This window comes from Candidatus Abyssobacteria bacterium SURF_5 (assembly GCA_003598085.1).
Classification (GTDB): domain Bacteria; phylum Abyssobacteria; class SURF-5; order SURF-5; family SURF-5; genus SURF-5.
On the sequence record QZKU01000128.1, the window covers coordinates 160,318 to 185,201 of the forward strand.

Annotated in this window: 23 protein-coding genes; 15 read left to right on the forward strand and 8 right to left on the reverse strand. The window is 55.7% G+C overall.

Annotation, left to right across the window (positions count from 1 at the left end):
- Positions 1 to 3: 3 nt before the first annotated feature.
- The 4 genes from C4520_19300 to C4520_19315 all read right to left on the reverse strand — a co-directional run bounded on the left by C4520_19300 (position 4) and on the right by C4520_19315 (position 3,497).
- A complete protein-coding gene (locus tag C4520_19300) occupies positions 4 to 945 on the reverse strand; it encodes an amidohydrolase (protein RJP16157.1) in 942 nt (313 codons plus the stop codon).
- A 171-nt stretch (positions 946 to 1,116) separates the two neighbouring features.
- Positions 1,117 to 2,061 carry an amidohydrolase gene (locus tag C4520_19305; GenBank protein RJP16158.1) on the reverse strand — a complete coding sequence of 315 codons (945 nt, stop codon included), beginning with the start codon at positions 2,059 to 2,061 and terminating at the stop codon, positions 1,117 to 1,119.
- Positions 2,062 to 2,190: 129 nt separating this feature from the next.
- Positions 2,191 to 2,994 carry a class I SAM-dependent methyltransferase gene (locus C4520_19310; GenBank protein RJP16159.1) on the reverse strand — a complete coding sequence of 268 codons (804 nt, stop codon included), beginning with the start codon at positions 2,992 to 2,994 and terminating at the stop codon, positions 2,191 to 2,193.
- A 17-nt stretch (positions 2,995 to 3,011) separates the two neighbouring features.
- Complete coding sequence (locus tag C4520_19315; GenBank protein RJP16215.1) at positions 3,012 to 3,497, reverse strand: GNAT family N-acetyltransferase; 486 nt, start codon at positions 3,495 to 3,497, stop codon at positions 3,012 to 3,014.
- A 496-nt stretch (positions 3,498 to 3,993) separates the two neighbouring features.
- On the opposite strand from C4520_19315, the gene C4520_19320 reads away from it, so the two are divergent.
- The 15 genes from C4520_19320 to C4520_19390 all read left to right on the forward strand — a co-directional run bounded on the left by C4520_19320 (position 3,994) and on the right by C4520_19390 (position 19,840).
- Entirely contained in the window at positions 3,994 to 4,794 is an 801-nt protein-coding gene (locus C4520_19320) for an AMP nucleosidase (protein RJP16160.1), read from the forward strand.
- A 291-nt stretch (positions 4,795 to 5,085) separates the two neighbouring features.
- Positions 5,086 to 5,835, forward strand: a complete 750-nt coding sequence (locus C4520_19325; GenBank protein ID RJP16161.1) for an SDR family oxidoreductase — start codon at positions 5,086 to 5,088, stop codon at positions 5,833 to 5,835.
- Positions 5,836 to 5,906: 71 nt separating this feature from the next.
- Complete coding sequence (locus C4520_19330; protein ID RJP16162.1) at positions 5,907 to 6,785, forward strand: amidohydrolase; 879 nt, start codon at positions 5,907 to 5,909, stop codon at positions 6,783 to 6,785.
- A gap of 80 nt (positions 6,786 to 6,865) precedes the next feature.
- Positions 6,866 to 7,138, forward strand: a complete 273-nt coding sequence (locus C4520_19335) for a DUF861 domain-containing protein (GenBank protein RJP16163.1) — start codon at positions 6,866 to 6,868, stop codon at positions 7,136 to 7,138.
- Between the two features lie 177 nt (positions 7,139 to 7,315).
- Positions 7,316 to 7,627, forward strand: a complete 312-nt coding sequence (locus tag C4520_19340) for a hypothetical protein (GenBank protein ID RJP16164.1) — start codon at positions 7,316 to 7,318, stop codon at positions 7,625 to 7,627.
- A 172-nt stretch (positions 7,628 to 7,799) separates the two neighbouring features.
- A complete protein-coding gene (locus tag C4520_19345; protein RJP16165.1) occupies positions 7,800 to 8,303 on the forward strand; it encodes a hypothetical protein in 504 nt (167 codons plus the stop codon).
- A 98-nt stretch (positions 8,304 to 8,401) separates the two neighbouring features.
- A complete protein-coding gene (locus tag C4520_19350; GenBank protein RJP16166.1) occupies positions 8,402 to 8,845 on the forward strand; it encodes a DNA-binding protein in 444 nt (147 codons plus the stop codon).
- Between the two features lie 544 nt (positions 8,846 to 9,389).
- On the forward strand, positions 9,390 to 10,097 hold the full coding sequence (locus tag C4520_19355) for a chemotaxis protein CheB (GenBank protein RJP16167.1): 708 nt from the start codon (positions 9,390 to 9,392) through the stop codon (positions 10,095 to 10,097).
- Positions 10,098 to 10,114: 17 nt separating this feature from the next.
- On the forward strand, positions 10,115 to 11,956 hold the full coding sequence (locus tag C4520_19360) for a PAS domain S-box protein (protein ID RJP16216.1): 1,842 nt from the start codon (positions 10,115 to 10,117) through the stop codon (positions 11,954 to 11,956).
- Positions 11,957 to 12,022: 66 nt separating this feature from the next.
- Positions 12,023 to 13,699, forward strand: a complete 1,677-nt coding sequence (locus tag C4520_19365) for a PAS domain-containing protein (protein ID RJP16168.1) — start codon at positions 12,023 to 12,025, stop codon at positions 13,697 to 13,699.
- Entirely contained in the window at positions 13,696 to 14,157 is a 462-nt protein-coding gene (locus C4520_19370) for a response regulator (protein ID RJP16169.1), read from the forward strand. Before C4520_19365 ends, C4520_19370 begins: the two co-directional genes overlap by 4 nt.
- A 1-nt stretch (position 14,158) precedes the next feature.
- Positions 14,159 to 15,691 carry a hybrid sensor histidine kinase/response regulator gene (locus C4520_19375; GenBank protein RJP16170.1) on the forward strand — a complete coding sequence of 511 codons (1,533 nt, stop codon included), beginning with the start codon at positions 14,159 to 14,161 and terminating at the stop codon, positions 15,689 to 15,691.
- Positions 15,692 to 16,302: 611 nt separating this feature from the next.
- Positions 16,303 to 18,426, forward strand: coding sequence for a PAS domain S-box protein (locus tag C4520_19380; GenBank protein RJP16171.1), 2,124 nt, complete (start codon positions 16,303 to 16,305; stop codon positions 18,424 to 18,426).
- 213 nt (positions 18,427 to 18,639) lie between these two features.
- On the forward strand, positions 18,640 to 19,005 hold the full coding sequence (locus C4520_19385; GenBank protein ID RJP16172.1) for a response regulator: 366 nt from the start codon (positions 18,640 to 18,642) through the stop codon (positions 19,003 to 19,005).
- Positions 19,006 to 19,105: 100 nt separating this feature from the next.
- A complete protein-coding gene (locus C4520_19390; protein ID RJP16173.1) occupies positions 19,106 to 19,840 on the forward strand; it encodes a TatD family deoxyribonuclease in 735 nt (244 codons plus the stop codon).
- A 64-nt stretch (positions 19,841 to 19,904) separates the two neighbouring features.
- Here C4520_19390 and C4520_19395 read toward each other — a convergent pair whose 3' ends face one another.
- The 4 genes from C4520_19395 to C4520_19410 all read right to left on the reverse strand — a co-directional run bounded on the left by C4520_19395 (position 19,905) and on the right by C4520_19410 (position 24,883).
- Positions 19,905 to 21,152 (reverse strand): MFS transporter, encoded by a 1,248-nt coding sequence (locus tag C4520_19395; GenBank protein RJP16174.1) that lies wholly within the window; start codon positions 21,150 to 21,152, stop codon positions 19,905 to 19,907.
- A 92-nt stretch (positions 21,153 to 21,244) separates the two neighbouring features.
- On the reverse strand, positions 21,245 to 22,321 hold the full coding sequence (locus C4520_19400) for a 4Fe-4S ferredoxin (protein ID RJP16175.1): 1,077 nt from the start codon (positions 22,319 to 22,321) through the stop codon (positions 21,245 to 21,247).
- Positions 22,322 to 22,360: 39 nt separating this feature from the next.
- Positions 22,361 to 23,503, reverse strand: coding sequence for a (Fe-S)-binding protein (locus C4520_19405; GenBank protein RJP16176.1), 1,143 nt, complete (start codon positions 23,501 to 23,503; stop codon positions 22,361 to 22,363).
- Positions 23,504 to 24,883: an FAD-binding oxidoreductase gene (locus C4520_19410; GenBank protein ID RJP16177.1), complete on the reverse strand. Its 1,380-nt coding sequence runs from the start codon at positions 24,881 to 24,883 to the stop codon at positions 23,504 to 23,506.
- Position 24,884: the final 1 nt, after the last annotated feature.

The following is a 24,884-nucleotide window of genomic DNA, read 5'->3' on the forward strand; positions in this document are numbered from 1 at the left end:
GCGTTACAGTTTCAGCAATTTTGCCGCCGCCTGCCCCAGAATGATATCGATTTCCTCCTGACTGAATGAAATATGGGATTTGGGCGCATCCTTGACGGCATCGATCCATTGCCGGGTTGGCAGCACGAGCTTGAGGTACGGGTTGTCGGTCCCGAACATTACTCTCCACGGCCCTATTTCATCGAGCGCCGTGCGCAGCATTCCATAAAACTTGTCCGGATGCAGCGTGAATGTTCGCTGCCATCCTGAGAAATCGACGTACAGATTCCACTTGGTTCCCGCGAGCGCAATCGCCTCTTCCCACCAGCAGAGGCCGACGTGCGCCATGACGATCTTCAGGTCGGGAAAATCAGCGGCGACACTATCGATGAAAACCGGCCGCGCATATTTGGCCTTCATCGGCACCGGCTGGGTCCCGGTATGGAAGAGGACGGGAACACCAAGCTCCTGGGCCTTGCGGTACACCGGGTGGCAGATGGGATTGTCGGGGTAAAAGCCGGCGGTTGGATGCAGTTTCACTCCGCGAGCGCCCTGCTCGGTGACTCCGATTTCGACCTGCTTCGCGGCATCCTTTCGCCTGGGATCGATTCCGACGAAATGGACCAGGCGCTTTCCGTGTTTGGCTGAAATCCGGCTGAAAATCTGGTTTTGCGTCGCGATCGGAACGCATTCCGATGCGCCGGAACAAGGCTCTTGCGCGCCGAGGGCGTAGTCGACCGGAAAGATCACGGAAACGTCGACACCAGCCTCATCCATATCAGCGAGCAGCAGATCGCCCTCCGGGTCTTTCAACTGTTTGACCGCGCCGCGCAGCAAGATATCGGGGTCGGGGAATTCGCCGGTGCTCTTGGCGACATTGGCCGCAACGACCTCTCCCAATCCGCGCATGAAGGCCTGCGGTATCCATCCTTCGTCATACACATGAACATGCACATCGACAATCATAAGTCCTCCGTCTCATTTATGTTTTCAGCCACAGGCTGGAGCCCTGTGTCAGGTTCTGCAGTCGCCGCTCCAAATCCGGGTGGCTGAGTCCGACGTGTCTGACGAGTCGGACCAGTCGGACATGTCGGAAAAACTCGCCCTCGGGGGCCCCTCATGACCTGGCGGCACAGCCTATATCTTGTATAGCTTCTGCGCGGCCGCGCCGGTGACTATCTCGATCTCTTCTTTGCTGAAAGAATACTCCCCGCAATTGACAGCATCCTGAACGGCAGCAAGCCATCTCTTTGAGGCTAGGACGAGTTGCAGATACGGGTTATCGGTCCCGTACATCACGCGATACGGCCCGATCTCATCGAGCGCGCACCTGAACATGTGATAGAACCTGTCCGGATGGTAGAGGAATTCTCTTTGCCAGCCGGAGATGTCGACATAGAGGTTCCATTTTGTTCCGGCGAGCGCGAGCGCTTCTTCCCACCAGCAATGGCCGACGTGCGCCATAACCATTTTGACTTCCGGGAAGTCGGCGGCGGCGCTGTCGACGAAAACGGGACGCGCGAACTTGGCTTTCATGGGCGCCGGCTGGGTGCCGGTATGAAAGAGTACCGGCACGTCGAGCTCGCGCGCTTTCTCATAGAGTGGATGACAGATGGGGTCATCGGGATAGAATCCGGTGGTGGGATGAAGCTTGAGTCCGCGGGCGCCCTGCTCAGTCACCCCGCGCTCGAGCTCTTTCGCGGCATCCTTGCGGCGCGGGTCGACCGCGACAAGATGGACGAAGCGTTTTGGATGTTTTGCGGCGATATCTCCGAAGATGCGATTCACATCGGAGATTGGCAGGCAATAGGGATCGCCTGAGCACGGCTCATCGTCGCCCATCGCATAATCGACCGTGGTGATGACGGAAACATTTACGCCGGCTTCGTCCATGTCCGCTATGCATAATTCACCCGTCGGATCGGTGAACTGTTCGTCGGCGCCTTTTACCAGTTCGTCGGGGTCGGCAAACTCTCCGCTGTATTTCGCGAGGCTTGCGGAGATTATGCGTCCGAGGCCTCGCTTGAATGCGGCCGGTCTCCACCGGTGATCATTCAAATGGACATGTGCATCAATGATCATGACGTTCCTCCTCGATGTAGAAATGCCCCGCCATTATATGCCACGGAGAATTTCATGTCCAGAGGAAGGTGGGACTCGTCGGACCGGTCGGACAAGTCGGACACTTGAAAGAAGGTGGAGGCGCTGCTTTCATTTCTTGCGTGTCGCTATAAAGATGAGTTCGCCGGGATACGTGGAGCCGAGGGGGCTCTTGTCATAATCGGCATAAACATTTTCGATGCGAAAACCCGAGAGCTCGAGCAGGTGCTCGACTTCAAACCTGAAGAAGTAGCGGGTGGAAAAGCGCTGGCTCAGGGTTTCGGTGCGGCCGTCGGGATAGGTGACGTCGTGGTTTAACTCGAGATCGAGAATTTGATTCAAGGCCCCGCCGGAGCTGACCGTGATGCGGCGCGTCACTCGGCTGCCGTCGGGCATGGTGAATTCGGGCTCTTCTTCCCGATGCGGCTCAGGACTGTCGATAAGATGAGCCAGTCGTCTGACGTCAGGATTAAACAGATCGAGGATCAATTTGCCATCCTCGGCGAGATGCTCGCGAACACTTGCGAGACAGGAACGCTGGTCGGCGACATTGAGGAGGTGCTGAAACGGGCGGAACGGCGTGGTGATCAGGCGGAATCTTTGGCCCAAATCGAAGGATCGCATATCCGCCTGCACGAGCCAAGCGCGCTCCTGCACCTCTTTCGACTCGCGAGCAAGTTTCTCGCGGCAGACCGCGAGCATCGAGGCGGAAATATCAAGCCCGACTGTTTCGATTCCCGCGCGCGCGGTGGGAATCAGAATTCGGCCGGTGCCGCAGCCGATTTCGAGAACGGGTCCGCCCGATTCGCGAGCCATTTCCACGAAAAAAGAGATGTCGCGGCGCTTGCGATAAAGCTCGACGTGGTCGTAAAACCGGGCCACAACTGAGTAGATATCTTGCGGGACAGATTTCATTTCTGATTGGAGGTTGGTCAGGAATCCGGAAACACGATTTCCAGTTCCAGTTCATCGCGGATCCTGATTCCGTCCGCGCCGATGAGCGGGATCTCGGGCTTCAGCTTGCGGGCACGGTCAATCGCATTTGGGTAGACCGCGACCAGATGAAATCCGCGCTTCTGGTAGAAGCGCAAGGCGTTCGTGTTATCATTGGAGGTAACGAGCCAGAGGCGCCTGCATCCCGCTGAGACCGCCGCACCCTTTACGGCCTCGATCAACGCCGATCCTATGCCTATTCCCTCGACGCCGCTTTCGAGGGTCACCATCTCGCACTCTTTATTTTTAATATGATAGGTTGCGAGGCTGACCCGCTGACCATTGATCGTCCCCACGTAACCCGGCAGGAGGACTACGTCATAAGTTCTGCCGCGGGAGATGATTCTGGTTGAGCCCCAGCTTTGCGAGACAAAAGAGATCAGCCACTCGCGATCGTCCTCATTCAGGCTTCTGATCTTGAACAATTCTTGGGCGCCGGGCAAAGGTCGGATCCTTCATGCAGGTGCGCGATTCCTTTTGCATGCAATCTTAACAGATGAAAAGAAAAAAGCCAAACGGGGTGCGTAGTGGTGAGGCAGTCGGACGGGTCGGGCGGCGGACAAGTCAGACAGGTCCGACGAGTCCGACCGGTAAGACAGTCGGAGGACTCCAACCGGTCCGACAACTATTCACATCCTGCCGCGCGCCCACTCCGGCGCAACAAAGCCCCGGTAGCACAGGCTTCCAGCCCGTGGCAGTTGGTTTTAAAAACACACAGGCCAGAGGGCGGCAGTGCCGCACCCGGCGCCACCGGGCCTGGGAGGCTCACTGAAATGCTGGTGGGCACTTTTTTCGGCCACCCTTACTGGACCAACCGTTTCATATCCTCCTCTGAGCCTCAGCAGGTTGACGGCGGCATTTTGCTGCTGATATTATTCCGTCAAATAGGGGGAAAGCGCTTTAAGAGGAAGGCAGGCGGAAATGGGAAAAAATTCACGTTCATCGGCGGAGGCATTGCGGGAGAAAATCGGCCGGGATTCGCTGGAGCGTTACACGAACAGTCCGGTCGCGGAATTTCAGCCGTTTATTTTGCTGACCAATTTTTCCCATTACATGACGCTTTTCAATGAGGCGTCCGGGAGAGCCACATGCCGGGGCTCGCTTATGGAGGTCTGTCACTGGCCGGAGGAGCAAATCTCGATCTTGAATTTCGGCGTGGGGTCTCCGATGGCTGCGCTGGTGATAGACCTGCTGGCGTTTGTCGATCCGCTTGCGATCCTGATGCTCGGCATGTGCGGCGGATTGCGGAAGAAACACCGTCTCGGCGACTTCTTCAATACGGTGGCCGCGATAAGGGACGAAGGCACGTCGAATCATTACATGCCGCCAGGAGTACCCGCCCTTGCATCGTTTACGGTACAGAAGGCGGTTACAACGGAGGTGGAGGCGGCCAAGCGTTTTTATCATACGGGCGTGGTGCACACTACCAACTACCGCATGTGGGAATTCGATGACGACTTCAGGGCTGCACTCGAACGCGAAAAAGTCAGCGGGATCGAGATGGAGTGCGCGACACTGTTCTCGGCGGGGTTCAGCCGGAACCTGAACGTCGGCGCACTACTGCTTATTTCGGATCTGCCGCGGACACGGCGCGGCATCAAGACGAAGGAATCCTCGAAGCGGGTGTTCAAGGAATATGCTCAGCCTCATCTCGAGATTGGAATAAACGTGATGCGGCGACTGCGCGAGATGGAGCGTGGCCTGCTGAAGAAACAGTGGTAGAGGATCGCGCCATGCCGGTGAATCGTTGAAAAGCCGGTGGGAGGCTGGTTGAAATGCTGGTGGGAATTGTTTTCGGGCCGCACTTTACCGGACCAAACCTTTCACATCCTCCCGTGCGCGCACTCCGGAGCAACAAGCTCCGGTAGCACAGGCTTCCAGCCTGTGGCTGTAGCTTTCAAAAAACACCCGGGCCGGGCGAACGACTGAGAGCGGTGAGCATCGAGTTTTCGCTCAAACGCACTTGAAAAAATCACACAGTAAAAAAGCCAACCAAACGAAGGAAAGGATAACATGGATCTTTACCTGAAGAATAAGGTGGCGCTGGTGACGGGAGCGGGATCGGGTATCGGGCGGAACACGGCCTTGTTTCTGGCTGAGGAAGGAGCGAAAGTCTGTTGTGCGGACCTCTTCGAGGAGAAGGTCGCGGAAACGGTCAAGATGATCCGCGATCAGGGCGGCGAGGCGATGCCTGCGGTCTGCGATGTCCGCGAGTATCGGCAGGTCACCCGGATGCTCAGGGCAACTCTTAATGCATACGCGCAGGTGGACATGCTGATTAATAGTGCCGGCGTGGCCGCCGGCGGACTGTTTGCCGATACCGAACCCGAGGAGTGGGCGAGCGAAATCAATATCAATCTTATTGGGACCATGAATTGTTGCAGAGCCGTAATCGACCACATGATCCCGCGCGGATACGGCAAGATCGTCAATCTTGCCTCCGACGCCGGCCGCGTCGGCGAGAAACGGATGACCGTTTACGGGGCGGCCAAGGGCGGAGTCATCGGCTTCACGAAATGCCTGGCGGTCGAAATGGCGCGCTTCAAGATCAATGTCAACGCCGTCGCTCCGGGCGTGGTTCGCAGTCCGATGACCTCGTACCTGACTGATGAAATGGCAAAGGAGTGGGCGCGCTACTATCCGCTGCGGCGGCTGGGCGAGACTGAGGATATCGCAAACATGATTGTCTTCCTTTGCTCCGACCGGACCAACTGGATGACCGGCCAAATCGTCAGCGTCGACGGCGGGTTCTCGCGAGTGTAAGCGGGAAGAGATCTGTTCAGTCTGAAAGAAGCAGGCAAGGCAAGCAAGGGCCATTTTTTTGGGAGGACCGCATGATAAAAGCCATAGATGTCCACGCGCATCCATCGACGCGCGCCGCCGCCAGGAGCATGCTGAAGTACCAGAAGGCTCTTCTCCAGTATTACCAGAAGCGTGAGCTGACGGACGAGGAGGTATTGTCGGTCTCCAAATCCGAAGCTGAGATGGCGCAGGATTTTATTGATGCAGGCGTCAAAGGAATCATCGTTGCGTGGGACGCCGAGACCAATACCGGTCAGCCGGCGACGAGCAACGACTATATTGCAAAGCTCACAAGCGATTATCCCGACGCCTTCATCGGCGGCTACGCCTGCGTTGATCCGTGGAAAGGCGAGATGGCCATTCAGGAGGCCGAACGCGCGATCAGGAAGCTCGGGCTGATGGGCGTCAAGTTCCAGCAGACGGCGCAGGGTTTCTATCCGAACGACCGCCGCTTTTATCCGTTGTGGGAGAAGTGCGTGGAACTGAAGGCGCCGGTCATGTTCCATACGGGCACAACCGGGCTTGGCGCGGGCATGCCCGGCGGCATGGGAATTCATCTCAAGTACACGCGCCCGATCCCGCACATTGATGATGTGGCGGCCGATTTTCCGGAGTTGCTCATCATCGCGTGTCATCCGTCATGGCCGTGGCAGGACGAGATGATTGCGGTGCTCATTCACAAGGCAAACGTGGTAATGGAACTATCCGGCTGGTCCCCCAAGTATTTTTCGCCGGCGCTCAAGAAGGAACTGCACAGCCGCCTGCAGGACCGAGCGATGTTTGGGTCGGATTATCCGATGATCCCGCACCAGAAGCTGTTTGATGCATACGCCGCCGAGGGCTATAAGGATGAGATTCTGGAAAAGATATTTTTGAAGAACGCGCAGCGGATATTGGGAATTAAAATCTAGAAGTTGTCGGACAGGTCGGACCCCGTCAGACAGGTCGGACGAGTCGGACGAGTCCGACCGCCGATACGGGAGAACACGCCATGGACGAAATTGAAATCAAGAAGCTCTCGAAGGACGACCTCGAGAAAATGGGGGTGTCGACGTGGCCGATTTGGGAGAAAGAAGCCTCGACCTTCGATTGGCACTATGACGAGACCGAGCAATGCTATATTCTTGAAGGCCGGGTGCGGGTGGAGCCGAAAGATGGAAAGCCGGCGGAATTCGGGCCGGGCGATTTTGTAACTTTTCCGGAGGGCATGGACTGCGTCTGGAAAATTTCAAAGGACGTGAGGAAACATTACAGGTTCCTCTAGGGATCATGGTTTGATGCCTTTGGCTCTGTGGAATGTGCATGCCGAAGCCGGCCGGCTTCGCTCCTTCTAAAGCCATGGCTTAATTCTCTTTTTTTGCCACTGTAAGCTCCTGGGTGCATAGTATAGAAGAGGAAAAGTGAACAGTCCTTCTGGGGTTTTTGAGAGGGAGTGACATACATGGAACAGAAACATGAAGAACAGAAAATAAAGGAAGAAAAGAAAGAATACGAGCAAAAACTAGAGGAAAAAATCGAGGACATCGAGCACGAGATAAAGGAAGTCGAGGCGAAGACCGAGCACGAGAAGGGGCAACGGAAGCAGGAACTGCATCGTTTGCTCGATGATCTCAAGGTGAAACGGGAGCAGGCGAATAAGAGATTAAGCGAAGTAAGATCCGCCAGTGCGGACACCTGGAAGAACGTGAAAACGCGGATGGATGCCACTTTGGACGATCTGAAGAAATTCGGGCGGAAGGTGTTCCATAAGTAGAGCTCGGGTGCAATGCAGCGGGAGGCGGCTGTGCCGGCGGCCTCCCGCTCTTTCCATGTGAGAAGCACGCGCGAAGTAATAGCTTGACGGAAGCTAAGGGTCATCAATAGAATTGTCAGAACTGGTTTCGTGCGAGCAGTGGAGAAACATGTCCTTGAGTGGGAGGAAGAAGATGCGATACCTGTTTTTGAGTATTCTCATATTTCTTTTCATTGCCGGAGCGGCGGGTATAGTCGTCGCTGAGGATCAGGATACGGCGGCATCGGCCGGATCGGCCGAGGAGGTTTCCCCCGAAAATGCAGAAGAAGAAACCGTTCCGCCCGAAGTGTCGGCCGAAGAGGTGAGGCGGAAGACACAAGAGGCGTATGAGGCTGCAAGGCGGTACATGATCCAGCGGATGGAAGAGTACGAGAAAACGTTGAATGTGCGGCTGGATGAGTTGAATCGGGAACTGGACGAGCTCCAGCGAAGGGCGGAAAAGGAAAAGCCCGAGGTAGAAGCGAAAGTCGAAGAGCAAATACAGGAGCTGGAGCAGCGCAAAGAGGTACTTGAAAAAAGACTTGACGAGGTTGAAAAAGAGGGCTCGGACACCCTGAAGCAGATGCGGAAACAACTGGCTACCGCACTCGAGGACCTCGAGCAGTTTATAAGAGAAGTACTTCCGCCGGGGGAGTGATGGTCGGAAAGAATCGGACGGGTCAGACGGGTCGGACAGGTCCGACTGGTCGGACTCCTCCAAGTGCCTGCCACCGATCAGAAAGTGGACCTGGAATAATGCGATACAGCGAGGGCGCCATTGGGCGGATATTTGTGCTGAGGCTCGAGCACGGCGATAAAATGCCGGCGGCCATTGAGCAATTTGCGCTGGAAGAGAAAGTCAGCCGGGGCCTGTGCATTATGGTGGGCGGAATCGACACCGGCGGGAAGATTGTGGTCGGTCCGAGGGAGCGGGAGAGGATGCCCGTTGAACCGTTGTTTCACATGCTCGAAGGGGTTCACGAAATATGCGCGGTCGGCACCATATTCCCCGACGGTGAAGGCAGGCCGCGTCTGCACATGCATGCAGCGCTCGGACGGGAGGGCCAGACGCGGACCGGGTGCATCCGCCCCGGGATTGAGGTTTGGAAGCTGGGGGAAATCATCCTGCTCGAAATCAAGAATAACTCGGCCGTTCGGCGCCGTGACCCTGAGACAGGTTTCGATGTAGTGGATCCGTAAAGGCTGTCTGCGGTATGATACGGAAAGCCATCCCTTTTATCTTTTAGGCGCCGTGACTGTCTGGGCGGGTTTTTCACTGCCTAGCCGGTGTCGGCTTCACTCGTAGTTGGTTTTGTTTTCAAAAGAAGAAAAGCACACAGGCCAGAGGGCGGCAGTGCCGCACCCGGCGCTACCGGGCTGAGTGGCGCTGATTCAGCAAGGGGGAGGAACTTGAACAACCCCTGCCAAGGATTGCAATTTTTAAAAAAACACAGCCGAGACGCCTGTGCCGCAGCCGGCACTACCGGAACACGGACAGCCGAGACGGCGGCTGCCATCCGACTGGTCTGACGAGTCCGACAGGTCCGACTTGTTCAATTCTCAAATTGCCCCGTACGGAGAATCCGGCCTCGCAATTTTGACAGGAAGCATCCTCTTTCCTGCGGCAAGGAGCGGTGTTGACTCTTACTTGAATCAGCGCATACTATTGCGCATGGACGGAAAGAGGGTTACCTTGTTCTGCGGTGGGGGCAGTGAGAGAGGCTCTACCACTCCCGTTTAAGAAATGATAAAATATTTTAGGGTGGTAAATCTGTCTGATTACGGCCCAAGCAAATCTGCATCTGAGGTTCGATGCGCGCGCCTCACGCGAGGTCGACGAGATGCGAGCGCGGAAAGCCGGCCGCAAGTGAAGACACAGGCATACGATATCATTGCAATTGGAGCGTCGGCGGGCGGGTTGAGGGCGCTGGAAAAGATTCTCGAACATCTGCCTGAGAACCTGGAAGCCCCGGTTGTTGTTGTACAGCATCTTGATCCGCGACACCGGAGCCTGATGGCCAAAATCCTCAGCCGCCATACAAAGGCACAGGTCAAGCAGGCCGAAGAGGGAGAGGCGCTGGAGGCGGGGAAAATATATATTGCGCCTCCGAATCGCCATCTGTTGATAAATAGAGACCGCACCATTTCGCTATCGCAGAGCGAACTGGTTCATTTCGTTCGGCCGTCGGCGGATTTACTCTTTGAATCGGTCGCGGCAACATATAAAGACAGGGCGATCGCGGTAATATTGACTGGTACGGGCAGCGATGGCGCAATGGGGATTCAGGCAATCAAAAAGATGGGCGGAACGACAATTGCCCAGGATGAGCAGAGTTCGGAGTTTTACGGCATGCCGTCCAGCGCGATTCGAACCGGCAAAGTGGACTTCATTCTTCCATTGTCGGAGATCGGGCCTGCACTTGTGACTCTGGTGCGAGGAGAAGAATTGTGAGTGCCTCCCAGAAAACGATTATTGAAGATAAACATGCCTTTGAGGAGTTGCTCAACTTCTTAAAGTTCAGCCGAAATTTTGACTTCACCGGCTACAAGCGGAGCAGCCTCACGCGGCGGATACAAAAGCGGATGGCGACGGTGAAAACATACAGCTACGAAGAGTACCAGGATTATCTCGAAGTACACCCGGAGGAATTCAACGAGCTTTTCAACACGATCCTGATCAATGTCACGTGCTTCTTCCGCGATCCCGTCGCCTGGGAATTTCTGGCGAATGAGGCAGTTCCGGCATTGCTTGAAAAAAAGGGCGAGCAAGCGCAGGTGCGCGCATGGAGCGTCGGCTGCTCGACCGGGCAGGAGGCGTATACATTAGCGATGATCCTCGCCGAGGTGCTTGGCAAAGAACGGTTTATACACAGAGCAAAGATATATGCCACCGACGCGGACCAGGAGGCAATCATTTTCGCGCGCCACGGGCTATACAGCAAGCAGGACCTCGAGGAAGTTCCCGAGCGCCTGCACAACAAGTATTTTAGATTAGTGAACGGAAAATACCAGTTTGACAAGGAACTGCGGCGCAACGTCATCTTTGGGGCGCATGATGTAGTGCAGGCGGCGCCGATCTCACGGCTCGACATCCTTGCGTGCCGGAACACGATGATGTATTTCAACATCGAAACGCAGGAGAAAATCCTGGGGCGGTTCCACTTTGCGCTCAATGATTATGGGATCCTTTTCCTCGGAATGGCTGAGACAATGCTTACGCGCGACCGTTTCTTTGAGCCGCTGAACCAGAAACTGCGCATTTTTCGGAAACTGCCGATGCCGGTGTCTTATCGCCGTGCCATTGCAGCGGGCAATCTGGTTGAGCCGGTTGAAGAGCCGGCGGCGCGGCAGCAGCTCTATGAGAGCCTGTTTCAGTTCATGCCGGCCGCGCAACTGGTGGTCGACACGGATGAAAAGCTGCTCCTGGCCAACCTCGGGGCCGTTTCTCTGTTCAACATCAAGGAATCCGACGTCGGCCGCCCGTTTTTTGAGTTGGAGGTTTCTTACCGGCCGGCGGAGCTGCGCCCGCTCATTCATGACGTGCTCAATCAAAACCGTGTCATCAATTTGACAGGTGTGGAGCGCAACTTGCCTGAGGGTGCGGTGCAATATCTGGATATCTACATGTATCCGCTGGCTGATCAGCAGCGGAAAATAGTGGGTGTGGGTATTTTTTTTACCGACGTTACCGCGCATCGTCAACTCCAGAAGGAAGCGGAACGGATCAACGTCGAACTTGAGCAGGCGCTGGTAGAAGTGCAATCGTCTTCCGAAGAACTCGAGACCACGAATGAGGAACTCCAGTCGACGGTCGAGGAATTGGAGACTTCAAACGAGGAACTGCAATCCTCCAATGAAGAAATGGAGACGATGAACGAAGAGCTGCAGGCGACGAACGAAGAACTGCAGACAATCAACGACGAGTTGCGCGAGCGCACGGAGCAATTGAATCAGATGACCTCCTTCCGCGACTCGGTCCTCCGCAGCGTCCCGATGGGCGTCGTAGCGCTTGACCGCCGGTTCCAGGTAATGATGTGGAACTTGCACTCTGAGCAATTATGGGGTATTCGCGCCGATGAAGCGGAAACACATAATTTTCTTAACCTCGACATGGGTCTGCCGGTAGAAAAGCTGAAGGATTGCATCAGGACTGTTCTTGAGAATAAGGAAGCTGAGAAAGTCGAGCTCAAGGCGATAAATCGACGCGGAAAGGAAGTCACTGTTCACGTCAATTGCAGTCCGCTTATCGGGCGGGAAAGGGAAGCCGCGGGTGTGATCCTGGTGATGGATGAGTATCCAAAAAAAGGATGATAGCTCAAAGGGAACATCTCGAGTGGTTCCGCGCGGGCGGCGACCCGAGATGGCGTGCTCAGCAAGATGGACAAGGCCTCAAAGAAAACCGAGATAGAACGGCTGCTCGATCAGGTCGAAGTATTCTCGAAGGTTGATTTTTCCGACGAGCAACAGCTTCGCGAGGTTCTGCCCGAGATGATCGAGAGGCTAAAGCATACGCTCGAGGAACTGGCTGTGGCCGAGGAGGAACTGCGCCAGCAAAACGAGGAACTCCGCAGAGCGCAGGATATCATAACGGCCCAGCGCAGGGAATATCAGAACCTGTTCGACTTTGCTCCGTCGCCGTATGTTGTGACGGACGAGGCCGGGATCGTTCTTGAGGCGAACGAGGCGGCGAAGGATGCGCTGAGACTGCAGGATGTTCCGCAGATACGTGTGCCGTTGGTGAACCGGGTCCTTGCTGAAGAGCGCAACTATTTCCTGGACCGGCTGAAGGAGATGCCCGCGAAAGGGGGAGTGTTGGAATGGGAACAGACGATCGCGGCGGATGAGAAATATTCATTTCCCGGTCTCTTTCGCGCAGTCCTGCTGGAACCTGCAGGCAAACAAATGTGTCGAATCCTCTGGCTAGTTAAAGACTTGACGGATCAGAAACGTCACCAAGCCGAGCGGGAGAATGCGCGCAGATTCGCCGAGGAGTTGTTTCAGACGATACGCGAGCCGCTCCTTGTACTCACTGAAGATTTAAAGGTGATGCTTGCCAACACCTCGTTCTATCGATTCTTCAGGGCAGATCAGGGAAGCGTCGAGGGAAGATACGTTTTCGAACTGGGGAACCTGCAGTGGGATATCCCGTCGCTTCGCAATCTGCTGAGCGAAATGGTCGCGGGCCGCGACTTTTTCGAAGATTTTCAGGTCGAGCATACTTTTCCTAATATCGGCCGCCGGGTCATGCTGCTGAACGCGCGCCGCCTGCAGAATGAGAATTTCGGTGTCATACTCCTTCTGGCGATTGAGGACGTGACCGAGCGAATCGACTCCGAACGCAGACTCGATCGCCTCATGCGCGAATTGAAGCAATCGAACGAGGAGCTCCAGTATTTTGCGTATGTCGCCTCGCACGACCTGCAGGAGCCTTTGCGCATGATCACCAGCTACGTCCAACTGATCGAGAGGAGATACGGTCACCTGCTCGAGGATGACGCCCGCGAGTTCATGGATTACGTGGTTGACGGCGCTACCAGGATGAAAGCGCTCATCGAAAGTCTGCTCGAATACTCGCGCGTACAGACGCGGGGAAAAGAACCCGAGGCGGTTGATGCCGAAGAAGTTTTGGCGCGGGTGCTCCAAACGCTGGGGAGTTTGATAAGGGAAAACCATGCCACTGTCACTCATGACACCTTGCCTGTTGTTGTGGCGGACCCGATACAATTCTCGATGGTCTTTCAGAACCTCATCGATAACGCAATCAGGTTCAGGAAGGAGGATGAGCCGCTCAAAGTCCATATATCCGCAAAAGAGGCCGGGAACGAATGGGTGTTTTCTGTTTCCGACAACGGGATCGGGATCGAGCCGCGCCACTACGAGCGCATCTTTCGCCTGTACCAGCGGCTGCACACTCGCGGCGAGCACACGGGCACCGGCATTGGACTCGCCATTTGCAAGCGGGTGGTCGAACGCCATGGCGGGCGCATCTGGGTTGAATCGATTCCCGGCGCGGGATCCACTTTTTTCTTCACCATACCACGGAGAGAGCAATGACCATATTGAGAACTGAGACGGGCAAGATAGCGGATATCCTCCTGGTTGAAGATAATCCGGGGGATATCCGGCTGACACAGGAAGCCTTCAGAGAAGGCAAAATCAAGATCAATCTGCACATAACTCGCGACGGCGAAGAGGCGATGGATTTTCTTCGCCAGAACGGAAAATTTGAGGATGCGCCGCGGCCCGACCTCATCCTGCTCGACCTGAACCTTCCCCGAAAGGACGGGCGCGAGGTGCTCGAGGAGTTGAAGAGGGACCAAGACCTAAAGAACATACCTGTGGTAATCCTGACAGTTTCAAAGGCTGAGGAAGACGTGCTGAAAACGTACAATCTGAATGCAAACGCATACATTGTCAAGCCGGTCGACCTCGATCAATTCATCAGGGTCATTCGAGTAATCGAGGATTTCTGGCTTACCATTGTAACGCTTCCAAAAAAGGGACAGGATTAAATTGTCTACCGCGCAAAGGGAAAAATACAACATCCTGATCATTGAAGACAATCCGGGCGACGTCCGTCTGGTTAGCGAACTTCTCAGCGAGATCTCGGATTTGACTTTTCATATCGAAACGAGTTCCCGGCTTGAGCCGGGATGCCGGAGATTGGCGCAGGGGGGCATCGATCTGGTTTTGCTCGATCTCCTCCTCCCCGACAGCGAGGGCCTGGACACATTGCGCAAGGTGCAGGAATGCGCTCCGAAAGTACCGATTGTTGTTCTTACCGTGATCAAAGATGAGGAGTTGGCGGTTCAGGCGCTTTCCCTGGGAGCGCAGGAGTATTTGTTCAAAAGCGAGATGAACAGCGGCATGCTTTCTCGCGGGATCAAGTATTCGCTCAAGCGGAAGGAACTCGAGATGGCGCTGCGTGAAAGCGAGGAACGGTTTCGGCTTGCGGCCGAGAGTTATCCGTCGTTTTTCGTCATCTACGATAAAGACCGGCGCATCCTTTATATGAACGAGAGAGGGATGAAGCTGCTTGGGCGGCGAAGGGAAGAGATTATCGGCAAACGCGATGAGGAGCTTGTTTCGCCTGAAATCACACAGAAGTACCTTCCACTGATGTTCAAGTCTATGGAGACGCGCAAACCGCAGACGACGGAATTCAGCTTTCGCCGTGAGGGGACGGAATATACATTAGTCCTAACGTATGTGCCGATTCTGGATGAGCGCGAGGATCTGAAGCAGGTGGCCACATTCACGTATGATATAACCGACAGAAAGCTGACGGAGGAACGCTTGCGGCAATCGGAGCTGCGCTACCGCCAACTTTCGGAAAGCCTTGAGGAAACGGTTAAGATCAAGGTCGAACAGATGCGCCGCATGCAGTCGCTGGCCCAGATCGGACAGATGGTGTCGGTCGTCGCGCACGAAATCCGCAACCCGCTGCAAAACATCCGGATGGGCGTCGACAGCCTGCGAGTTGTGCTCGGGAAAGAGCGTGACAAGCTCGAAATTCTCGGCGAGATCGACCACGGCATTAATCTGCTCAATAATACTGTCGCCGAGCTGCTGGAATATTCGAAGCCTGTGGAAATGAACCGGTCGCTGTGGCCGGTTTCGGAACTTTGCCATCAGGCGGTAAAAGGGGTCGCTCATCTGCTGAGAGATGTCGTGGTGAAAGTGGATTGTTCTCCGGTTGACCAGTCCATTCTCGTCGATGGCCCCAAGCTGATCCGCGTGCTCATGAACCTGATAACGAACAGCGTCGAAGCCATGCCGGAGGGCGGAAACATTGAAGTAAATGCCTGCTTTCTCGAAAAAGACGGAAAACGGCAGGTGGTTTTCTCAGTAGCGGATACGGGCCGCGGGATTCCCCCGGAGCAGTTGTTGCTCGTGCACGAGCCGTTCTTTACGACAAAGCTGCACGGAACCGGGCTGGGGCTTTCCATCTGCAGAAAGCTGATCGATGCGCATGGCGGCTCGCTCACCATCACCAGCAAGGTGAACGAAGGCACCAGGGTAGAATTTAGTCTTCCAGTTGAATAGCCCGGGCGAAGAGGATCGCTCGGGCACCGCAGAAGTTTTTAGCTTGTAAGAGCGTGTTGTGAAATATTGACCCGCGTTTGTAAATGCGGGCATGCCAGTTGATCCATCCTGATAGTTCACCTCTACTTCACCTCACTTCGGAAAGCCCGAAAGACTCAGACCTGTCGGACGTGTCGGACAGGTCGGACGAGTCGGATGGGTCGGAGACTGAACTTCGGAGGAAAAAGCTCCGGTAGCACAACTCCGGGAAAAAAACCCCGGTAGCACAGGCCTCCGGCCTGTGGCTTTTGGTTTTTAAAAAGAGAAGAAAGACCACAGGCGAGACGCCTGTGGTACCGAGCTGACAGGTAATGATTGAGCAAGGGGAAAAACTTGAACAGCCCCTGTGAAGTTGCAGCTTTTAAAGACCACCCCGCTGGAGACCTGTGCCGCCGAGGGGGAGAGTCGTTCTAAGAAGTGCTTTAGCACCTATTAACATGCAATAAAAAGATTGATAAACTATAAATGAGCTCTGCCGAGCGGCGCCCGCCATTCATGCGAATGATTCTTATTTCCGGCTGTCGAAGGACAGTACGGCCCGCTTTGAGACCCGCATCCGGAGGGGATGACTAGTGGTAAAAATCGGCCAAAATAGAATTAGATTCATCGACGACATGCAATACTTTCTCGAGCATTTAACAGATGTCGAAGACAGGAGGCGCTCAAAAGAAACAGGGGAAAGAGACTTTGACACTCTCATCCAAATGCTTCGGAGGTCGCTGCGAAAACTGCTGGCGGCGCAAGAGGAGATATCTGAAAAGGATGCTCAAATTGAGGAGAGCCGCCGATTAATCGAAGAGGAACGTCTGAAAAGCCGCAAACTTTTCGAACAAGCTCCTGAGGGGTTGATAATCACGACCCCATCCGGAGTGATTCTCGATGCGAATCTGAGCGCGGGTCGGATGCTCAACGTTACTCCCGATTTTCTCCGGGGAAGGCCGCTGATTGTATTTGTCCACGAGCTTGATCGCGACAGATATTCAGCGGTTCTAGAGAGCCCGGAGAAGGGAGCGGGGAATGGTGAGTGGGAGGTGCGTATGCAGCCCGCAGGCGAGAAGGCCGTCTTTGAGGCGGCTCTGACAGTAATCCCCCAGTGGCAGGATGCCCGACAAAAGGGGTTGTGCTGGATCATTCGCGATATCAGCGGACAGAAACGTTTTGAGGAAGCGCTGCTCCAAGAGAGGGAGCGGGCGCGGAAATATCTGGACGTGTCCGGAGCGATTATTGTCAAGATACGGACCGATGAACAGGTTGAGATGATCAACCGGAGCGGATGCGAGCTGCTCGGCTACCAGCAGGGTGATGTTGTAGGGCGCAACTGGTTTGACCAGTTTCTGCCGGAGCGGGCTCGGGAGAGCGTGCGGGAACAGTTCCACCGTTTCATCACCGGGGATGGCGAAACGTGGAACCATGAGTATCCTGTCGTTACGCGAAGCGGGAAGGAACGGCTCATGGACTGGCGCTGCATTTTAATACGGGACGATCTCGGGCAAGTCATCGGCACCCTCAGTTCCGGTCAGGATATCTCCCGCCGAAAGGAGACGGAGGAGCGGCTGCGGCGCGAGAAAGAATTCAGCGAGCATCTCATCAACAGCAGCAGCGACGGCATCATTGCGTTTGACATGCAGCTTCGCTGCACCGCCTGGAATCGGGTGATGGAGCACATATCGGGCGTGTCGAAGGAGGACGTACTGGGCAAGAATATCCTGGAGGTTTTCCCGGTCCTGCAGGGGGAGGAGCCGCGCCGCTGTTTTACGGAGACATTGTCCGGCAAGAATCTGGCCTTCAAGGAATGCCCGTACGTTCTGCCGGGGACAGGAAGGCCGGCATATATCGATTCGGAATTTTCGCCGATCCGCGATATGGATGGGCGGATCATTGGCGGACTGGTGCTGGTCAAGGACGTAACGGAGCGGAAATTGGCGGAGGAAGCGTTGCGGGAGTCTGAAGCGGGCTATCGGCGGCTGTCGGAAAATCTGGAAAATGCGGTTCAGAGCAAAGTTAGGGAGCTTCAACAGGCGGAAAGCCTCGCGGCCATCGGGCAGATCGTTTCCATTGTCGCGCATGAGGTGAGGAACCCCCTGCAGAATGTGCATATGGGAGTCGACATGCTCCGGCATTCGCTTGAGCAGGAAGAGAATTTGGAACCTGAGAAACTGCAGATTCTGGACGAGATAGATTACGGCGTCCATCAGCTCAATGAGATCGTGATGGACCTTCTCGAATATTCAAGGACGGTCAAAATCAGTTGCTCCTGGTGGGAGGCGCGCGTGGTCATCCATCGAGTGCTTGCCGCTTTGTCGGACAAGTTACGTCGTATCAATGTCGAGCTGAAGCTCGAGCATGGCGACCGGCTTTGCTTCGGCGATCCCGAAAAAATCAAGCGGGTGCTGCTCAATCTTGTCGAAAACGCGGCGGACGCCATGCCCGGCGGGGGAAGGCTCAAGATTCAGACACGGGTCGAGACAAGCGAACAGGAAGAGACCTTTATCTTTCATGTTCAGGATACCGGAGCTGGCATCGATCGGGAAACGCTCCCGCGAATACAGGAACCTTTCTTTACGACCAAGGCGCAAGGGACGGGATTAGGTCTATCGATCTGCAAGAAGATTATCGATGCGCACAAGGGGGAACTGCGATTTGCGAGTGCTCCGGGCACGGGGACGACCGTTGAGGTTCTTCTTCCGCTGCAGTGACGGCGCTTGGAGAAGAAGAAGGCCGAATTTATCCGGTTAGGTATACGGTTATATATAACTGAAATAAATTTACAATTAAGCTCTACGTAAATTTCCCCTTGCTTTTTCCATTCGTTTTGGCATAATAAGTCTTGATCAAACCCTGTCTATGTCCTGGAGACGTGAATCCCCTTGCTGAATCACGTTCAGTTGCAGTACGGCTTGGAGTCATGAATGAGATTATTGGATATCATAATACTGCTGGTTGAGGATGATGATATCGTACGCCGGCAGATGGCGCGACTGCTGCAGGCGGACGGGTACAAGATATTGCAGGCGGCGCGGGGCGATGACGCGCTGACCCTGCTTGACCATGAAGACGTGGACCTGGTGCTGAGTGACTGGAAGATGCCGGGGATGGACGGGGTGGGCGTCCTGAACTATGTGCGCACGCATCATCCCGATGTCCCGGTCGCGCTGGTGACTGCTTACCCGGAGGGATTGGAACAGTTCAAGCCGGACGCTATTCTCGTCAAACCTTTCAACGCGGACCAACTGAGGCAGTTGATCCGGACTCTAACCCACAAACAGAAGGCATGACCGGAGAAGCGATTTCGGACCGGTCGGACCGGTCGGATGTGTCTGATTTCCAGGCGGGAGTCAGGATGTGCCGCCGGTCTTCAGAGCCAGTGGTCACGCCATGTTTTCTCTAATCGACACGCACGCGCATCTCGATCAGCTTGAGGATATTGAAGGCGCGGTTCAGCGGGCGCGGGCCGCGGGGGTTGCCGCCATTATCGCAGTCGGCATGAACCAATTTTCGAACTACCATGTGTATAAACTGGCCAGAGAGCACCGCGGGTACGTGTATCCGGCTTTCGGGATTCATCCATGGGCGATCGAAAAGGGCGAACTTGAGGATACCTTCGAATTTATTCGGGCGCATTTCGGCGATTGTGTTGCGGTTGGAGAAATAGGGCTCGATTACTGGATTAAGAAAGACAAGAAAATCCAGCAAGAGGTATTCTGCAGGCTTCTGGAGGCGGCCGGGGAGAAGGGGAAGCCGATAAGCACGCATTCTCGCGGGTCCTACGAGGATGTTTTTCAATTGGTGCAGGAATATGGAATAAAAGAGGCCGTCTTTCACTGGTACAGCGGCCCGCTCGAGATCGTGGAACGCATCGTTGAGAGCGGCTATTTTGTTTCGGCCACTCCTGCGGTCGAATACAGCGAGAAGCATCGGGCCGTTATTGAGATGGCGCCCCTGGAGAATCTGCTTCTCGAAACCGATTGCCCCGTCAAATACAAAGACGTGAAGTCAGAGCCAGCCACTTTGGAGGTGACCCTCCGTGAGGTGGCGAAGCTGAAGAAAGCCGATCCCGCCGATGTTGCTCGGATCACAACTGAGAACGCGCGGCGTATTTTCCGGTTGTGAAGGTCCCCCCAGTCGTCGCTGTCCGACAGGTCCGATATGTCAGACGCGTCCGACTCTCCGCCATCTAGCTCGCTCTCTTGTACGCCGCTTCGGGAGGCGCAAGAGCGGCTGGTGCGGGCTCGTGGGTGCCGTTCGTATGAATGGAGAGAGTGAGCAGGGAAGCAATAAGCATGCATGCGGCGGCAGTTGGAAAAATAAGCGGATAACCGGAAGAGTCAATGAGCGCGCCGGCGGTCATTGGGCCGAAAATCTGGGGCGCCGCCATACTGATCACTCCCAGACCCACGAATTCTGCTGTGCGGCCGGCCGGGATGAGGTCGAGCATGAAAGCATATGCGACACTCCCGACCGCTGCAAGAGGAATCCCGGTGAGGCTCACCAGCACGATGGCCTGCGTATATGTGTGCGAGAATCCGATAAGAGATTGAACAGCGGCCCAAAACAAGATCATACAGAAGAGAATCCTCTTCCGAGAGAATCGGTCTCCGAGCAGGCCGAAGGGCAGAACGAAGCAGGTCTGCAATACAGTCGCGGTGAACGGCGCCAGGAGGGCTTTTCCTTCCGGGACGTTCAGAGACTCGACCATGAAGAGGGTGAGAAAAGATTGAACGACCCAGAAACCGAGCCACCAGAAGAACTGCGCGAGAAAGAATTTCATGGCATTTCTTTCCTTCGCAAGTCCGCGCAGGTGGCGGAAAGGGTTGGCCCTCGCTGAGAGCTGCACGACAGGCGCGGCCGGTTCCTTCAACAGGGCAATTGCGGCCAGAGTGCATCCAGCCGTGATGAGCGATACCAGATAAAAGAGTTCAACCCGATACTCTTCCCAGAGCCTGGAGCTGAGGAAAAAACATGCCATTAACCCGACATTGCCGAAGAAGCTCATGACTCCGCTGGCGGTGCTGCGCTGGTGCGCGGGCGTAATGTCGGGAAGAAGAGCCATATAGGGTGTCTGAGCGGTGTCCATGCAAAAATATGATAAAGCGGAGACGAAGATTACCGCGGCAAAAGCCTGGACATGCGGTAAAGCGATGAAACAAACAAAGACGCCCAGCATGCCGAAGAAGATATAGGGCCTGCGGCATCCGTACCTGCTTCTGGTTCGATCGCTCAGGAATCCGACGACAGGAGGAACAATGCAGCCGGAGATTCCTGCAAGCGTTAACACGAGGGAGATGGTGAACTTCGAATCTGTGAACTCCCTCAGGAACAGGGGCATGGTTCCCGAATAAAAAGCCCAGAAAAAAAGAATTCCGAACCATCCTACTCCCAGAGCGGACATCGTACCGGCGCTGATTTTCGAGGGAGCTTTCAAGAAGGGGAAATCCTTTTTCAGGGAAGTGAGAAGCAGGAGGGGAGCTTTTTTCCGATGAGAAATCGGCTCCCCTCAAACTGTCTCAGAGTCGGTTAGTCAATTTTTATCTCGATGCCGCGGCTGGCGGCGCGCTTCATGTTCCATTCCATCAGATTCGACGGCGGCTGGTCCTGTTCGGCCTCGGGCCTTCGCTCGAGCCTGATCGATTCGGTCGGACACGTCGGCGTGCACACTCCGCAGCCGATGCAGCGTTCCGAGATCACGCTGTAGCTGCCGTCAGTCTCGACGATGGCGTCCATCGGGCAGCGCTCGTCGGCGCAGACGCCGCATGAGGCGCAGCTATCCTGATCGATCACGGCCACGAAATTGCTCTTCGCAAGGATGTAGGGGGCCTTGTACTGTTTGACGCCGCGCAGAATGCCACAGCAGCACGAGCAGCAGTTGCAGACGAAAACCTGGCCCTCCTCGACATTGTACGTGCAATGGACAAGGCCTTCCTCTTCCGCCTTCTTCATTACCTGGAGCGCCTCTTCCCTGTTAATGACGCGCCCGCTGGGGTAGCGGTCGAAGGCGTTTTCCTCGGTTGAGAAGCTGAGGCAGATTTCGAAGGTATGCTTGCACTGATGGCCTTCGAGTTTCTGTTCTTTCCGGCAAATGCAGTCCTGAACGCAAAAGGATTTGGCCTCGGAGATCATGAGCGCCATGTCCTCATAACGGTGCACGTGCAGGTCCTGCTTGATTTCGGTGCTGACGGGCACCACGCGCGCGACGGCGGGTGCGTAATCACCGACTTTCTTTACGAGGAGCGGTGCATACTGTTCGAACAGGACCGTCAGTTCCTTATCAAGGCGGTAAAGCTGGAACTCGTAGATGCCGATCACGAACGGGAACAGCATGTACATCTGCTGGCCGAACATTTTGAACGAGCCGATCTGCCCCTTCTCGACCATGTTGTCGAGGGTTTTCTGCATTTCGGGGACCGGCTTTCCGAGGCGTTCGGCGATCGCCTCGACGGTCTCCGGCATCGGTCTCAATTTGAGCGCCATTTCCGCCTCGTCGGGCGTGAAAATCTTCTCGAGGATTTTCAATTCCACTCCGCTCTCGGTTGCAGGATATCCATTTGGCAGGTCGTCGAGCCTTTTCGCAAGCCGCTTGTAAACGTCCGTCATTAGTCCCTCCTTCAGGTAATACACTTCAATCCCGCTGCCTCACATTAAGGCGATTTCGGCGATATCTTTCACCTGGATACGGTCTTCGAGCCCTTCATCTCGGCGGGCATCCTCAAACATCTTTGCGCAATTCGGGCACGCGACGGCGAGAATGCTCGCGCCGGTTTCGACAGCCTCCCTGATGCGCACGCGGGCCGGGCCGGCCTCTCCGCTCCCAATGATATCGGTGTGGAAGTTGCCGCCGCCGCCGCAGCACAGGGCGTTCTTGGAGTTCTTCTGCATTTCCTCGAGGATCAGGCCCGGCATCGAGCGCAGCACCTTGCGCGGCGCATCGAAGACGTCGTTGTGCCGGCCGAGGAAGCACGGGTCGTGATAGGTTACGCGCGCCTTGATCTGCGGGAATGAAACCTTGTTTTCACGGACAAGCTGTTCGAGCGCCTGGGTGTAGTGCATCACTTCGAAATCCGCCCCGAGCGCGGGATAGTCATTCTTGAAAGTGTTATAGGCGTGCGGCGAGAGCGCGATGACCTTTCTCACTCCCAGTTTTTTGAAATTCTCAATGTTGCCCTCGGCCAGCGCCTGGAACAGGCCGAACTCGCCGAGCATTCTGACCTCGTTTCCGTCGCAGGACTCATTTGCGCCGAGGATGCCGAACGGGACGCCCGCCTTCTTGAGCAGCGAGGCGACGGCGGCCGCGATCTTTTTTCCCCGTTCGTCGTACGAGCCGACGCAGCCGACGTGAAGGAGATACTCCTGTCCATTATATGGCTCGAGGCCGAGGCCGTCGGCCCATTTGCCGCGGTCTTCGCGCGGCTGATTGAACGGATTGCCGCGCGTGCTGATGCCTTTGAAGTAATCACGCACCGCGGGAAGAGTATGTCCCTGTTCGACCATCTCCTTTCGGGCGGCGACGAAGATATTGACAAGGTCGACGCGGAAATCGAAAACGCAATGTTCGCGGCAGTTACCGCAGGCGACGCATGAATACAGGATTTCGGAAAGGCGGCGGCTCGGTTCGACATCGCCGTTCAGCCAGGCGCGCACAAGCCACATGCGCCCGCCGGGCGAATACGTATCGAACCAGTATTTGCGGTAGGTGGGGCAGTTGAAGTCGCTGAAGTCTTTTGTGAACTTGCAGTAGCCGCAGCGGAAACAGCGGTGGATGACGTCGGCGTATTGCATCTATTTCACCTCCCAATTGCCGGGATTCATGATGCCGTTGGGGTCAAGGGCGGAGCGGACCTTGTTCATGAGCTGGACCGTGTGCGGGTCCATGTGTTCGAGGATGAGTTTTTGCGCCGGTTCTTCGGCCTTCCAGGGGATGCCGCCCATCTCGAGCACGCGCCGATTCGTTTCATGGAGCGCGCGCTGAGCGTTCAAGCGGTCGGTGTCGTCGGCCCGGTTGAAGGCGTAAGCGTAAGCGAACATCATGCAATGGCCGCGCCCGATGACGCGCACCGCCAGCGAGTATGGCGTGTTATATTTAGCCGCTATCTCGATTCCGGCTCGATAGGCGCGCGAGAAAAGCTCCAGCGGCATGATCGCTCCGACGTACTCGAACCCGCCGCCCTTCTTCGTATCGGCGTACTTGGTCATCTCGCGAAGCGGCACCTCGAGAAAACGCCCTTTCGCGAAACCGGGGATGAACATGAAGCCGCCGTCTTTGCTGTCGACGTAGCTGCGCAATGTGGCGCGAATAAACTTTCGTTTCAGTTCCAGCTCTTCATCCGAATTGGCGGTTATATAGATCAGCAACAACTGCAGGCCTTCCATGTGAGCCGGCAGCGCAGAGCAGGAGACATTGAGGTCCTCGAGCATCTCGGTTCCGGTCAGCTTGTAGAGGATATCCGTCATGTGGTCCGGATTGTCATTGAGGAAGATCATCATATCTTTTTTGGCCGGGTTCGGGTAGAGCTTGATCCCCAGCTTCGTGATGACTCCCGTGGTGCCGAACCAGCCGACAAACAGGCCGGCCAGATCGGGCAGCGGCGCGCGCGAGAACCAGTAGGGCGTGGTTGAGCACGAGCCGATCTTGCAGACCTCACCGGTCGGCAGGACGACCTCGAGGCCGTTCAGCATTTCGGAGTGGAAGCCGGTCGCCTGCGACATATGGCCGGAGCCGTGAATGAGGATGTTGCCGGCGATGGTTGCCGAGGGCGGCGCGTCGGGACTGGAATATTTCAGGTTCGGATAGTGTTGTTTCAGGTACGCCTGAAAGACTCCGTGCGCGCAGCCGGCCTCGATGACCGCATAGCGGCTGGTTTCGTTCACCTCGATGATCTTGTTCATCCGCTTCATGTCGAGAACGATGCCGCCCTTGAGCGGACGCGAGAGCCCCGAGAGCACCAGTCCGCCGCCGAGCGGGACGACGGGAATTTTCTCGCGGTTGGCGAGGTGAACGATCGCCTGTACCTCCTCCGTTGATTGTGGGACGACGACATAATCGGGTTTTTTCGGGTCCATCGTGCCGGGGTCGCGCGAATAGAAGAAGAGCTCCTCGGGTTGGTCCGACACGTATTCCTTCCCGACAATTTCAGCGAGAGCTTCGTATACGTTTGCCATC